Annotated in this window: 13 protein-coding genes, 1 rRNA gene and 1 other annotated feature; of the genes, 7 read left to right on the top strand and 7 right to left on the bottom strand. The window is 53.0% G+C overall.

Annotation, left to right across the window (positions count from 1 at the left end):
• Genes ACWWFX_RS02510 through yfiR form a run of 3 tightly spaced genes read right to left on the bottom strand, consistent with a single transcriptional unit; the run spans position 1 to position 2,282 of the window.
• Positions 1-483: an OmpA family protein gene (locus ACWWFX_RS02510; protein WP_276223334.1), complete on the bottom strand. Its 483-nt coding sequence runs from the start codon at positions 481-483 to the stop codon at positions 1-3.
• Between the two features lie 16 nt (positions 484-499).
• The gene (dgcN, locus tag ACWWFX_RS02505; protein ID WP_473223146.1) at positions 500-1,720 is read right to left on the bottom strand and encodes a diguanylate cyclase DgcN/YfiN; all 1,221 of its coding nucleotides are present in this window, start codon (positions 1,718-1,720) and stop codon (positions 500-502) included.
• The gene (yfiR, locus tag ACWWFX_RS02500) at positions 1,713-2,282 is read right to left on the bottom strand and encodes a regulatory sequestration protein YfiR (RefSeq protein ID WP_473223145.1); all 570 of its coding nucleotides are present in this window, start codon (positions 2,280-2,282) and stop codon (positions 1,713-1,715) included. Before yfiR ends, dgcN begins: the two co-directional genes overlap by 8 nt.
• A gap of 436 nt (positions 2,283-2,718) precedes the next feature.
• On the opposite strand from yfiR, the gene aroF reads away from it, so the two are divergent.
• The 3 genes from aroF to ACWWFX_RS02485 all read left to right on the top strand — a co-directional run bounded on the left by aroF (position 2,719) and on the right by ACWWFX_RS02485 (position 5,882).
• Positions 2,719-3,789: a 3-deoxy-7-phosphoheptulonate synthase AroF gene (gene aroF / locus ACWWFX_RS02495; RefSeq protein ID WP_015963366.1), complete on the top strand. Its 1,071-nt coding sequence runs from the start codon at positions 2,719-2,721 to the stop codon at positions 3,787-3,789.
• A gap of 9 nt (positions 3,790-3,798) precedes the next feature.
• Positions 3,799-4,920, top strand: coding sequence for a bifunctional chorismate mutase/prephenate dehydrogenase (tyrA, locus tag ACWWFX_RS02490; RefSeq protein ID WP_231826476.1), 1,122 nt, complete (start codon positions 3,799-3,801; stop codon positions 4,918-4,920).
• An 89-nt stretch (positions 4,921-5,009) separates the two neighbouring features.
• Positions 5,010-5,882: an SMP-30/gluconolactonase/LRE family protein gene (locus ACWWFX_RS02485; RefSeq protein ID WP_473223144.1), complete on the top strand. Its 873-nt coding sequence runs from the start codon at positions 5,010-5,012 to the stop codon at positions 5,880-5,882.
• Here the strand turns inward: ACWWFX_RS02485 and pheA are convergent.
• From pheA to bamD, 4 genes are all read right to left on the bottom strand, one after another.
• Positions 5,879-7,039, bottom strand: a complete 1,161-nt coding sequence (pheA, locus tag ACWWFX_RS02480; RefSeq protein ID WP_015963369.1) for a bifunctional chorismate mutase/prephenate dehydratase — start codon at positions 7,037-7,039, stop codon at positions 5,879-5,881. The genes ACWWFX_RS02485 and pheA overlap by 4 nt on opposite strands.
• 31 nt (positions 7,040-7,070) lie before the next feature.
• Positions 7,071-7,196, bottom strand: a sequence feature (Phe leader region).
• Positions 7,148-7,195, bottom strand: coding sequence for a pheA operon leader peptide PheL (pheL, locus tag ACWWFX_RS02475; protein WP_199538682.1), 48 nt, complete (start codon positions 7,193-7,195; stop codon positions 7,148-7,150). (Overlaps the previous feature by 48 nt.)
• 107 nt (positions 7,197-7,303) lie before the next feature.
• Entirely contained in the window at positions 7,304-7,642 is a 339-nt protein-coding gene (raiA, locus tag ACWWFX_RS02470; protein ID WP_015963370.1) for a ribosome-associated translation inhibitor RaiA, read from the bottom strand.
• 268 nt (positions 7,643-7,910) lie between these two features.
• Complete coding sequence (gene bamD, locus ACWWFX_RS02465; RefSeq protein ID WP_015963371.1) at positions 7,911-8,654, bottom strand: outer membrane protein assembly factor BamD; 744 nt, start codon at positions 8,652-8,654, stop codon at positions 7,911-7,913.
• Positions 8,655-8,786: 132 nt separating this feature from the next.
• On the opposite strand from bamD, the gene rluD reads away from it, so the two are divergent.
• From rluD to ACWWFX_RS02445, 4 genes are all read left to right on the top strand, one after another.
• On the top strand, positions 8,787-9,767 hold the full coding sequence (gene rluD, locus ACWWFX_RS02460) for a 23S rRNA pseudouridine(1911/1915/1917) synthase RluD (protein ID WP_473223143.1): 981 nt from the start codon (positions 8,787-8,789) through the stop codon (positions 9,765-9,767).
• Positions 9,764-10,495 (top strand): purine nucleoside phosphorylase YfiH, encoded by a 732-nt coding sequence (yfiH, locus tag ACWWFX_RS02455; protein ID WP_015963373.1) that lies wholly within the window; start codon positions 9,764-9,766, stop codon positions 10,493-10,495. Before rluD ends, yfiH begins: the two co-directional genes overlap by 4 nt.
• Before the next feature lie 128 nt (positions 10,496-10,623).
• Complete coding sequence (clpB, locus tag ACWWFX_RS02450; protein WP_149461738.1) at positions 10,624-13,197, top strand: ATP-dependent chaperone ClpB; 2,574 nt, start codon at positions 10,624-10,626, stop codon at positions 13,195-13,197.
• A gap of 409 nt (positions 13,198-13,606) precedes the next feature.
• Positions 13,607-13,826 (top strand): 16S ribosomal RNA (locus ACWWFX_RS02445); the annotation flags it as partial.

Genomic DNA, 13,826 nt, shown 5'->3' with positions numbered 1-13,826 from the left:
TTAAGGGGCGCTGATCACCACCGCGACGCGGCGGTTTTCGGCGCGCCCTTGCGAGGTTTTATTGCTGGCAACCGGGTATTTCTGCCCCAGCCCCTGAGTGGTCAGATTGCTGCGCGGGATGCGCGCGCCTTCAGCCCAGCTGTCGGCGACGGCGTTGGCGCGTTTCAGGGAAAGAGCTTCGTTATAGCTCGCTTCCCCGTAGTTATCCGTGTGTCCGTCCATACGCAAATGCGTGATCCCGGTTGATGCCAGGCGTGCGGCCATGGTGTGGATTTGCTGCTGGCTATCTGCACGCAGGCGGAAATCATTTTTGTCGAACAGAATGGTATCAGAGAGGCCGAGTGACCAGTCACCATTGGCTTCGCTAAAACCGTATGATTTCATGGCGGCAACCTGCTCTGGCGTAAATTTCCCCTGCGGGGCCTGGCAGCCTGCCAGCAGAGTGGTTGATAGCAACGCGGCGGCGATGTAACGCTTTAACATTCTCTTTCCTTGCTTCTCATAATGAGTTTTTGGAACGCTGATTTTTCATGACATACATGTTCTTATCGGCAAGTTCCTGTAAATCTTCGACGGAATTATGTTCCCACGTTAAGGCATAGCCGACGCTCAGTGACAGCGGCACATAATGCCCATTGCGTAAATCAAAGGGGCGAATGAACTGCTGCGACAGCGCGGAGCAGATCCGCTGGACTTCATCTTCGCTGTTCACGCCCGATAAAATAACCGCAAACTCATCGCCGCCCAGACGATACGCCGCATGGCGATCCCCGCTGAACTCCATCAACCGCTTCGCCGCGTCGATCAACACGCAATCGCCAGCGGCATGGCCCCAGGTATCATTAATGCGTTTAAAGTTGTCGCCGTCGAGGAACAGTAGCGCCGAGCTGGCTTTCATCTGCGGATTACTCATCAGCGAGGCAATGCGGGTTCGAAAAGCCGCACGGTTAGGCAGGCTCGTCAGCGCATCGTGCAGCGCGGTGCGCAGAAGTTGGGCATTTTTGGCCTGCAGCTTGAGCTGCCACTCCTCCATTTCGTCCAGCAGGCTGTTGAAATCGAGGGCGAAACGGTGGAATTCATCAATGCGTTCGGCGCTGACGCGGCGAGAGAAGTTACGATTCGTGCGCACATCATGTACCACATCGGTAATGCTTTGCAGGGCGGTGACCACGCCTTCGTGCAGATGGCGGGTAATCAGTAAGGCGACCGCTGATGCGAAGACGATACAGGCAGTCAGAACGCCAAGTGATAGCCAGATAAAATGGCTGATCAAACTGTCGCGGGCCGTTAAGCGTAACTCACCAATGGTCTGACCGTTGTAAGTGATGGGCTGCGTGACAGGTAAAGGAAATAACCATTGGCTGACTAATCTGTTCAGCGTGTCCCGCTCGGCAGACGCATTGTAGTGCCAGTACGCAAAGCGCTTATTGCCGGTGCTCACCACTTCTGCGGTGGCGAAATGACCCTGCTTGCCCAGCATCGCCAGTGTTTCATTGGCGGCGGTATTGTCCTTAAAGACCAGTGCTGCTTCCAGACTATGGCTCATGGTCGAACCGGTCAGCTCAAGATTTTTCTGCGCGTACTGCTTCAGCGTCACAATGGATGCGCCGCACAATAGCAGCCAAATCAGCGTCATGGTAATAAATACGCTGGTGACGCTAATACGCCGGAGCGTGCGCTTAAACGTTGGGCGCGGTGGGGTTGAATAGTCCTTATTCATGATTCTTATTCCGTGCGAGCATCAAAACATCCGGATTGACCCTGATACCGCTACGAGAAAGGGAATCGAGGTTTACAGCGAATGTCACTTTATCGGTATTGAATAGCAGACAGAAGGAACTGCCAATACGACATTCGGCGTTTTGTTCGGAAATTAATAATGTTGGCCTCGCGTTAAGCATATTTTGTAATTCCACCTGTTGTTCAGGTGATTCCGAGCCAAAATAGATAGCAGCACAGCCAGCGCTAAGAACATCCTGGCGGGAATGCACCATTACCGGGTGATAGGTAACGGGCGGCCCTTCAGCTGTGCTCAGCGCATCGCGATAACGTGCGGTGCTAAAAATGCAGAGCGTTGTCGGCTGCACAGGCTGCGGCCAGCGGGTGTAGCTGATAATACCGGAAACCATTGAACGTACCGATTTATCCATATCAGTTAGCGCAGCGGCAAGAAGAGGTCTGCTAAGAGAAAAAAATATCAATACCAGCAAAAGCGGGTATGAAAGTTTTAAGAACGGGTTGCTCATCGGAATCCGCCGTAAAGCTTTGATTTCTGCGTCCATAATTTCTCAGTGCAGACTATCATTTTTCGCCCGACCCGTCATTAGATCATGAAATGGATTACGTATTAGTTAAGTTAAATCTCAGCTGAATGACTTGGTGGCGATCACATGCTTAGAAATAAATATATTAAAAGTAAGGATATCTCTTAGTTAATTGATTTTACAGGCACTCAGTTTGCAATTTCAGCGATGTTAAGGAGACCGGGCAAGCGGGTGAACCAGTTATCGCCACGAGCGCGGTTATCAGAGGGTTAACATCAAAGTTTGTTGATTGTAACGATATGTTTACTGTTTGAGGCGGTGAAATTTGCCTGAAATAGTCACATGTAAAGTAATATTTACGGAATTTGGATTGAAATCTTTACTTTTTATGATATTGTTATTTCACCTCACCGAGGAAACCACTATCGCAAACGAGCTATACAGGTAAGCCACCATGCAAAAAGACGCGCTGAATAACGTACATATTACCGATGAACAAATTCTGATCACCCCAGAACAACTGAAAGCGGAATTCCCGCTGAGTGTTGAACAGGAAGCGCAAATCGCGCAGTCACGCAAAACCATCTCTGACATCATCGCCGGGCGCGATCCTCGTCTGCTGGTTGTCTGTGGCCCGTGCTCGATTCACTGCCCTGAAACGGCCATCGAATATGCTCGTCGATTTAAAAGCCTTGCCGAGGAGGTCAGCGATAGCCTCTACCTGGTGATGCGCGTCTATTTTGAAAAACCACGTACGACCGTTGGCTGGAAAGGTCTGATCAACGACCCGCACATGGACGGCTCGTTTGACGTGGAAGGCGGCCTGAAAATTGCGCGTCGTCTGTTGGTGGAACTGGTCAACATGGGCCTGCCGCTGGCAACGGAAGCGCTGGACCCTAACAGCCCGCAATACCTGGGCGATCTGTTTAGCTGGTCTGCAATCGGTGCGCGTACCACCGAATCACAAACCCACCGCGAAATGGCTTCTGGTCTTTCTATGCCGGTAGGCTTTAAAAACGGTACTGATGGCTCGCTGGCAACCGCGATCAACGCCATGCGCGCGGCTGCCATGCCGCACCGTTTTGTGGGTATCAACCAGGCCGGCCAGGTTTGCTTACTGCAAACGCAGGGTAACCCGGATGGTCATGTGATTCTGCGCGGCGGTAAATCACCAAACTACGGGCCAGAAGATGTTGCCCAGTGCGAAAAAGAGATGGAACAGGCGGGACTGAAACCGTCGCTGATGGTAGATTGCAGCCATGGTAATTCCAATAAAGACTACCGCCGTCAGCCTGCGGTGGCGGAATCCGTTGTCGCTCAGATCAAAGACGGTAACCGTTCGATTATCGGCCTGATGATTGAAAGTAACATTCACGAAGGCAATCAGTCTTCTGAACAACCGCGCTGCGATATGAAGTACGGCGTTTCGGTGACCGATGCCTGCATCAGTTGGGAAACCACCGATGCGCTGCTGCGTGAGTTAGACAAGGATTTACGTGGCCATCTGGCAGCACGACTGGCGTAAGAGGATTGTATGGTTGCTGAACTGACCGCGCTGCGCGATCAAATTGATGAAGTGGATAAGGCGTTGCTGGGTTTACTGGCACGTCGCCTTGAACTGGTGGCTGAAGTTGGCGAGGTCAAAAGCAAATATGGCCTGCCGATTTATGTTCCCGAGCGTGAAGCGACGATGCTTGCCTCGCGCCGGGAAGAGGCCGCGTCGATTGGCGTTCCGCCCGATTTGATTGAAGATGTCCTGCGTCGCGTGATGCGTGAGTCGTACTCCAGCGAAAATGATAAAGGCTTCAAAACCCTGCATCCTGGGCTGCGTCCTGTCGTTATCGTCGGCGGTGGTGGGCAGATGGGGCGGCTGTTTGAAAAAATGCTGAATCTGTCCGGCTACCAGGTACGCATTCTCGAACGTGACGACTGGTCGCGTGCGCAGGAGATTGTTGCCGATGCGGGCATGGTGATTGTCAGCGTGCCGATTCACGTCACCGAGCAGATCATCGCGAAGCTGCCGCCGTTGCCTGCCGACTGCATTCTGGTTGATCTGGCATCGGTGAAGGCCGGGCCGTTACAGGCGATGCTGGAAGCGCATCCGGGCCCGGTTGTTGGCTTGCACCCGATGTTCGGGCCGGACAGCGGTAGCCTGGCAAAACAGGTGGTGGTGTACTGTGACGGGCGTCAGCCGGAAGCGTACCAGTGGTTCCTTGAACAGATTCAGGTTTGGGGGGCGCGTCTGCATCGCATCAGCGCTGTCGAGCATGATCAGAACATGGCCTTTATTCAGGCGCTGCGCCACTTCGCGACCTTTGCTTACGGCCTGCATCTGGCGGAAGAGAATGTGCAGCTGGAACAGTTGCTGGCTCTCTCTTCGCCTATCTATCGCCTGGAACTGGCGATGGTTGGCCGACTGTTTGCCCAGGATCCGCAGCTTTACGCCGACATTATTATGTCTTCCGGCAATAATCTGGCGCTGATTAAGCGTTACTACCAGCGTTTTGGTGAAGCCATCAGCCTGCTGGAGCAGGGCGATAAGCAGGCGTTTATCGACAGCTTCCGCAAAGTGGAGCACTGGTTTGGCGATTACGCACAGCGCTTCCAGAGTGAAAGTCGCACCTTGCTGCGCCAGGCCAACGACAGTCGCGCCTAAGAGCGTCGTCACACATAGCGTTAACAAATTCTGTATATACTTAAAAGCCAGTGGGTAGCCCGCTGGCTTTTTTTATAGGGATGAGACGCATGACTGAGCCACAACCGCTGTTTGATTACGCCGGACATCTGCCGGAATGTCCCACCTGGAGTGAGTCGGAGCAGGCGTTGTACTGGGCCGATATCCTGGAATACGAAATCCATCGCTATCATCCGCAAAGCGGCGAGCATCAGGTTTTGCAGTTTCCTGAAGAGGTCGGCTGTTTTGCATTGCGCGAAAAGGGTGGGTTTATTGTGGCGCTACGTAGCGCCATTTGGCTGGCGGATAAACATGGCCTGCTGGTGCGAAAAATCTGCGATAACCCCAGCAACCCGGCGCTGGCCCGCTTCAATGACGGTGGTACGGACCGGGACGGCCGTTTCTACGCAGGGACCTTCTGGGGGCCGGGCGATTACAACGGCGCGTTGCTGGTACGAATTGATAATGATTTGCAGCCGAAGGTGGTGCAGTGCGATATCCATGGTGCCAATGGTCTGGCGTTCAGCGAGGATAAACGCTGGATGTACACATCGGATACGCCGAACGGTGTGATTTATCGAACGCCGCTTGATGACGAGGGCGAACCGGGCAGCCGTGAAATTTTTCATCAGTTTGCGGCCGGGGAGGGGATTCCGGACGGCGCGGCGGTCGATGAAGAAGGCTGTTACTGGAGTGCGTTGTTTGATGGCTGGCGTATTGCGCGTTTTTCCCCGCAGGGTGAACAGCTGGAAGAGTACCGGATGCCGGTACGTTGCCCGACAATGGTCTGTTTTGGTGGGGCAGATATGCGCACGCTCTTTATTACCACCACGCGGGAAAACATGTCAGCGGCAGAAGTGGCGCAGTATCCCCTTTCCGGTGCCATCTTCACCCTGCCAGTGAGTGTGGCAGGAATGAAGAAGTTACCGTTTATCGAGCGTTAAGCCGGATCAACCGGAACGACGTTCTCGCTCGGATAACAGCCCAGCACTTTCATGGAGCGGGTAATTTTGCCCAGCTCCTTGAGCGCTTTTTGCATTGATTCCGATTCCAGGTTGGCCTGAATATCGAGATAAAACATCTCTTCCCACGGGTTGCCGTGAATCGGGCGGGATTCCAGTTTGGTCATGATCAGGTGATGGTTGCGCAGCACCAGCAACGCTTCTACCAGTGCGCCCGCCTGTTGCCCGGTTGCCATCAGCAATGTGGTTTTTGCCGGAACCTGGTCTGAGACATCAATCGCCTTACGCGCCAGCACGATGAAGCGGGTAATGTTTTGCGTCTGATTGGCTTCAATACGTTCCAGAACCTGCAAACCGTGCAGCGCGCCGCCGGCTTCGCTACCCAGCGCCGCAACGCGCGGTGAGTTGGCCTGCGCCACTTTTTCCATCGCCGCCGAAGTGCTTTCGGTGTACTCAATTTTCCAGTGTGGATAGCGGGCAAGGAATTTGCTGCACTGCTGGAACGGCTGCGGATGGCTGTAAACCGTGTCGATAGTATCGAGATCCGTTGACCCGGAGACCAGTACGCAGTGATCGATAACGATCGTCATTTCACCGACGATTGAGAGGCTGGTGTGTTGCAGCAGATCGTAGACGTCGTTAATAGCGCCAGAGCTGGTGTTTTCAATCGGCACCACGGCGTAGTCAGCCTGGCCCGTTTCCACGTGATTAAAGATATCGGCGAATTTCGCGCAGCCGCTCTCGATAAACTGCTCGAAGTGGCGTGCAGCATACTGGCGCGCTGCAAGGTGCGAATAAGAGCCTTTTGGCCCCAGGAAGGCGATACGCGCAGAGTGTGGATTAATTTTATTAAGATGCTGCTGAAGTAACGCCTGCTGCGTGAGAACGGAATCTTCGATGATGAGCTGGAACAGGCGGGTGATGTAGTGGGCGTCAAGGTGATGCGTTTTACCCAGCGCAATCAGACGTTCCAGCAGGTCACGCTCGCGGTCAATATCGCGAACCGGGCGATGGGAGGCCAGCTTCGCTTTGCCCACTTCCACCGCCAGACCACGACGCTCGGCCAGCAACGTCAGTAATTTTTCATCCAGCGCGCTTATTTTATCGCGCAGAGCCAGTAACGGGTTTTCCGCTGTCATAGTTGTGCCTTTATTGTTATCAATCTTGCCAATAAAAAAGGCCCCCCGGAGTGGGAGGCCTTATTGTTCGTCTTCGCATTCTTTATCTTACGACGAAACGCCTCCCGTTCAGGGGAAGGTAAAAAAGAATGCGAAGAAAAACAGAACAGATTTCACGAATGATGATTCCTTACAGTGAGTCAGGTAACAGTACCTGCTCCGTTTTCCTTCTGTCAATAAAAAACGCGCCCGAAGGCGCGTTGGCGATACACTCAAAGTTCAGTTTTACTCTTCTTCAACTTCTTCGAAGCTTGCGTCTTTCACCGATGTTGTGGCGCGACGGGCTTCCCCTTTGTGTTGCACCTTATTGAGCTGCCGTTCCAGCTTGTTGATCAATTCGTTGATTGCAGCATACATATCTTCATGCTTGGCGCTGGCAACCAGAAGCCCGTTCGGCGTGTTCATGGTGGCGTCAGCGATAAAACCCTGCGGCTCCTTGGACAGGATGATGTGCGGGTTAATAATATGAGTTTGCCATTTTTCTAATTTGGCTAGACGGTCTGCGACATGTTGGCGGATGGCCGGAGTAATTTCCATTTGTTTGCTGGTAATGTTCATTGTCATAAATTTTACCTCTTGTCTTTCCGTCTTGGTGATTCCAGCATACCTTTCCTAATGTCAAAATGTGTGATTTAAATCACGTTTTTTTGTCACTTTTTGTCAAGGAAACTGTTTTGTGAGGCAGGGCAGGAACAGGCGATATTTTCCTTGTCGAAAGGGAAAAAGGCGGTCATATTTGATGAGATGACTTGCCGCTAAAGCGGTTCAGCGGGCAGGTGAAACGGATAAAAAAACGGCAGCCCCAGGGCTGCCGTTTTGCTTGCGTTCGAAATCAGGATTGCGTGCTGCTGCTGTTTGCCGCAATGATTTTCGCTACTTTGTCTGCCTGCGCCGTCATTTGCATCTGACGGTACGCGTTTTCCATCTTCGGCAGCGCATCGCGGGTGGCCTGTGTATCCGGGAAATCGCGCAGCATGTTTTCAACGCGGTTTACCACGGCAACCCATGCGCCACGGTCAGTGTAGTAATCAACGACTGACAGCTCGTACTTGGCCAGACGATCTTTCAGGAACACCAGACGTTTGTTCGCATCCGTGACGTACTGGCTGTTCGGGTAGCCGCGAACCAGCTTAGAGAAGTCATTGAAGGCGTCACGTGCGTGCTGCGGATCGCGGTCAGAACGGTCAACCCCAAAGAAGCCCTGAAGTGCGCTGTCGTCCAGCGCCATATTGGTCAGGCCACGCATATACATGACATAATCAATGTTCGGGTGCGTCGGGTTAAGACGGATAAAACGATCAATGGCAGCCTGAGCCAACGGCAGATCGGCATTTTTGTAGTACGCGTAGATCAGATCCAGCTGCACCTGCTGAGAGTACGGGCCAAACGGATAACGGTTATCCAACGCTTCCAGTTGCGTTATCGCTTGTTTCCAGTTACCGTCCTGCAGCTTTTGCTGAGCAGTTGCGTAGATTTCGTTAGGCGGATTATCAGGCACCTCTTCCTTTGAACCAGAGCACCCCGCCAAAGCCAGGCTCAACGTGGCCGCTGCCACCAGATATTTCATGCGCGTCATGACGTTTTGACTTTCCTCAAAATGTTTGTACGGGATATTCGCAGTTCCTGTTCCCGATTAAGACCAGCTACAATAGCACACTATATTAAACGGCGAAGCCGTAAAAACCCAACGTTAACGAAGAAGCTGTATATGGCACAACGAGTAGAACTCACCGCAACGGTCTTAGAAAATCAACTGGGTCAACGCTTAGATCAAGCTTTGGCCGAATTGTTCCCTGATTATTCGCGATCTCGCATAAAAGAATGGATTCTTGACCAGCGCGTGCAGGTTAATGGTCAAATTTGCGACAAACCGAAAGAAAAAGTGTTGGGTGGCGAGACCGTCGCGATCAACGCTGAAATTGATGAAGATATCCGTTTTGAACCTCAGGATATCCCGCTGAACATCGTCTATGAAGATGATGACATTCTGGTTATCAACAAACCGCGCGATTTGGTGGTTCACCCTGGCGCCGGTAACCCGGACGGCACGGTGCTGAACGCGCTGCTGCATTATTATCCGCCGATTGCCGATGTGCCGCGCGCGGGCATTGTCCATCGTCTGGATAAAGACACCACCGGCCTGATGGTTGTGGCGAAAACCGTTCCGGCGCAAACGCGTCTGGTAGAGTCGCTGCAGCTGCGCGAAATCACCCGTGAATATGAAGCGGTAGCGATTGGCCATATGACGGCGGGCGGTACGGTTGAAGAACCGATTAGCCGTCACCCAACCAAACGTACACATATGGCGGTGCACCCAATGGGTAAACCGGCGGTCACGCACTATCGCATTATGGAACACTTCCGTGTGCACACGCGTCTGCGGCTGCGTCTTGAAACAGGACGTACGCACCAGATCCGCGTGCACATGGCCCATATCACGCACCCGCTGGTGGGCGATCAGGTTTATGGCGGGCGTCCGCGTCCACCGAAAGGCGCGTCGGATGAGTTCATTTCCGCACTGCGTAAATTTGACCGTCAGGCACTGCATGCCACCATGCTGCGTCTTTATCATCCGATCACCGGGATTGAGATGGAATGGCATGCGCCTATCCCGCAGGATATGATCGATCTTATCGACGCGATGCGCGCCGATTTCGAAGAACATAAGGACGATGTGGACTGGTTATGACGTCATTGATTATCCCGCAGTGGCCGCAGCCAAAGGGCGTGGCATCCTGTAGTTCCACCCGTAAAGGCGGTGTGAGTCAAGCGCCTTACGATTCTCTGAATCTGGGCGCGCATTGCGGTGATAATCCGGACGATGTAGAAGAGAATCGCCGCCGCTTGTTTGCGGCGGGCGGCTTACCCTCTAAACCAGTCTGGCTTGAACAGGTTCACGGTAAAGATGTGTTGCGCTTAAGCGGCGGGCCGTATGAATCAAAACGCGCCGATGCGTCATACAGCAATACGCCGGGCACCGTTTGTGCGGTAATGACCGCCGATTGTCTGCCGGTACTGTTCTGTAATCTCGACGGAACAGAAGTGGCTGCGGCGCATGCTGGCTGGCGCGGGCTGTGTGAGGGCGTGCTGGAAGAGACGGTTGCCTGCTTTAACGATCGCCCTGAAAATATCATGGCGTGGCTTGGCCCGGCGATTGGCCCTACGGCGTTTGAAGTGGGGCCGGAAGTGCGTGACGCCTTTATGGCGAAAGACCATCAGGCTGACGCCGCGTTCCGCGCAGCGGGTGAAAAGTACTATGCTGATATTTATCTACTGGCGCGTCAGCGTCTGGGAAATGTCGGTGTGCAGCGCATCTACGGCGGTGACCGCTGTACCTTCAGCCAAAACGATGATTTTTTCTCATATCGTCGTGACCGTACTACAGGTCGTATGGCAAGTTTCATTTGGCTGATATAACCTAAAGAATCAAGACGATCCAGAAGGCTGACTTATTTTTCGCATTAAACAGGTCATTAACCTTGAATAATTGAGGGATGACCTCATTTAATCTCCAGTAGCAAAATTGACCTGTTATGGGAGGAATTATGCGTCTGGATCGTCTTACTAACAAATTCCAGCTTGCTCTCGCCGATGCCCAGTCTCTCGCACTGGGGCACGACAACCAGTTTATCGAACCCCTTCATTTAATGAGCGCCTTACTGAATCAGGAAGGGGGTTCGATTCGTCCTTTGTTAACCACTGCCGGCATTAATGCGGGCCAGCTTCGCACGGCTATCGATCAGGCGTTAAGCCGATTACCGCAGGTGGAAGGTACCGGCGGCGACGTCCAGCCTTCACAGGATCTGGTGCGCGTGCTGAATCTTTGCGACAAGCTGGCGCAAAAACAGGGCGACAACTTTATTTCGTCAGAACTGTTTGTTCTGGCCGCGCTTGAGTCTCGCGGTTCACTGGCCGACCTGCTGAAATCCGCAGGGGCGACGACTGCCAACATTACTCAGGCGATTCAACAGATGCGCGGAGGGGAGAGCGTGAACGATCAAAATGCCGAAGACCAACGTCAGGCATTGAAAAAATATACCGTCGATCTGACCGAGCGTGCCGAGCAGGGCAAGCTTGATCCGGTCATCGGTCGTGATGAAGAAATTCGCCGCACCATTCAGGTGCTGCAACGCCGTACTAAAAACAACCCGGTGCTGATTGGTGAGCCCGGCGTCGGTAAAACGGCGATCGTCGAAGGGCTGGCGCAGCGTATCGTGAACGGTGAAGTGCCGGAAGGGCTGAAGGGCCGCCGCGTACTAGCGCTGGATATGGGCGCGCTGGTGGCCGGGGCGAAATATCGCGGTGAGTTTGAAGAACGTCTCAAAGGCGTGCTGAACGATCTGTCGAAACAGGAAGGCAACGTCATTCTGTTTATCGATGAGCTGCACACCATGGTGGGTGCAGGTAAAGCCGATGGCGCAATGGACGCCGGGAACATGCTGAAACCGGCGCTGGCTCGTGGTGAACTGCACTGCGTGGGCGCGACCACCCTTGATGAATATCGCCAGTACATTGAAAAAGATGCGGCGCTGGAACGTCGTTTTCAGAAAGTGTTTGTGGCTGAGCCGTCCGTTGAAGATACCATCGCGATCCTGCGTGGTCTGAAAGAACGTTATGAGTTGCACCACCACGTGCAAATCACCGACCCGGCTATCGTCGCGGCGGCAACGCTTTCGCATCGTTATATTGCCGACCGTCAGTTGCCGGATAAAGCGATTGACCTGATTGATGAAGCGGCGTCCAGCATTCGTATGCAGATTGACTCGAAGCCGGAAGAACTCGACAGGCTCGATCGCCGTATCATCCAGTTGAAACTGGAACAACAGGCGCTGAAGAAAGAGTCTGACGAAGCCAGCCTGAAACGTCTCGATATGCTGAATGAAGAGCTGGAAGACAAAGAACGCCAGTATTCGGTATTAGAAGAAGAGTGGAAAGCCGAGAAAGCCTCGCTTTCCGGTACGCAGACAATTAAAGCGGAGCTTGAGCAGGCGAAAATCGCCATCGAACAGGCGCGCCGCGTGGGTGACCTGGGGCGGATGTCTGAACTGCAGTACGGTAAAATTCCGGAACTGGAAAAACAGCTGGCGGCGGCGACTCAGTCCGAAGGTAAAACCATGCGTCTGCTGCGTAACCGCGTAACGGATGCGGAAATCGCCGAAGTGCTGGCTCGCTGGACCGGGATCCCGGTTGCACGCATGCTGGAAGGCGAGCGCGAAAAACTGCTGCGGATGGAGCAAGACCTGCATAGCCGGGTGATTGGTCAGAACGAAGCGGTGGAAGCGGTATCGAACGCGATTCGTCGTAGCCGCGCCGGGCTGTCCGATCCTAACCGCCCAATCGGTTCGTTCCTGTTCCTGGGGCCGACCGGTGTCGGTAAAACGGAACTGTGTAAGGCGCTGGCGAACTTTATGTTCGATAGCGATGACGCGATGGTGCGTATCGATATGTCCGAGTTTATGGAGAAACACTCCGTGTCTCGCCTGGTCGGTGCGCCTCCGGGATATGTCGGTTATGAAGAGGGCGGCTATCTGACCGAAGCCGTACGCCGTCGCCCTTACTCGGTCATCCTGCTGGATGAAGTTGAGAAAGCGCACCCGGATGTGTTCAACATTCTGCTGCAGGTGCTGGACGATGGTCGTTTGACCGATGGGCAGGGGAGGACGGTTGATTTCCGTAATACGGTGGTCATTATGACCTCTAACCTGGGTTCCGATCTGATTCAGGAGCGCTTTGGCGAGCTGGATTACGGTCATATGAAAGATCTGGTGCTGGGCGTGGTCAGTCAGAGCTTCCGTCCGGAATTCATCAACCGTATTGATGAAGTGGTTGTGTTCCATCCGCTGGGTGAAGCACACATTGCCTCAATTGCACAGATTCAGCTGCAACGTCTGTACAAACGTCTGGAAGAACGCGGTTATGAAACGCAGATTTCCGATGAGGCTCTGCATCTGTTGAGTAAAAACGGTTATGACCCGGTATATGGCGCGCGTCCGTTGAAACGCGCTATTCAGCAGCAAATTGAAAACCCGCTGGCGCAGCAGATCCTATCCGGTGAGCTGGTTCCGGGGAAAACGATACGTCTGGACGTTAAAGACGATCATATTGTGGCAGTGCAGTAAGTCACAAAAATGCAAAAACGGGCCCTCAGGGGCTCGTTTTTGTTTATAAACCAGGCAAAAATAAGTAAATTGAATGAAAAGTGAGCGAGTGAAAAGTTTTTTGTATTTTATGCTTGCGAGATCTCAATTACTCCCTATAATGCGCCCCCACTGACACGGAACAACGGCCAACATGCCGCCGGGTCAACAGAGTGAAAATAAACCTTGACTCTGTAGCGGGATGGCTTAATATGCACACCCCGCGCCGCTGAGAAAAAGCGAAGCGGCACTGCTCTTTAACAATTTATCAGACAATCTGTGTGGGCACTCAATGATACGGATTCTTAACGTCGCAAGACGATAAATGAATACCAAGTCTCTGAGTGAACACGTAATTCATTACGAAGTTTAATTCACGAGCATCAAGCTTAAATTGAAGAGTTTGATCATGGCTCAGATTGAACGCTGGCGGCAGGCCTAACACATGCAAGTCGAACGGTAACAGGAAGCAGCTTGCTGTTTCGCTGACGAGTGGCGGACGGGTGAGTAATGTCTGGGAAACTGCCTGATGGAGGGGGATAACTACTGGAAACGGTAGCTAATACCGCATAACGTCGCAAGACCAAAGAGGGGGACCTTCGGGCCTCTTG

The organism is Pseudocitrobacter sp. 2023LY-00077 (genome assembly GCF_055796175.1).
The sequence above is the reverse complement of the archived record's forward strand: the minus strand, read 5'-3'. Positions and strand labels throughout refer to the sequence as shown.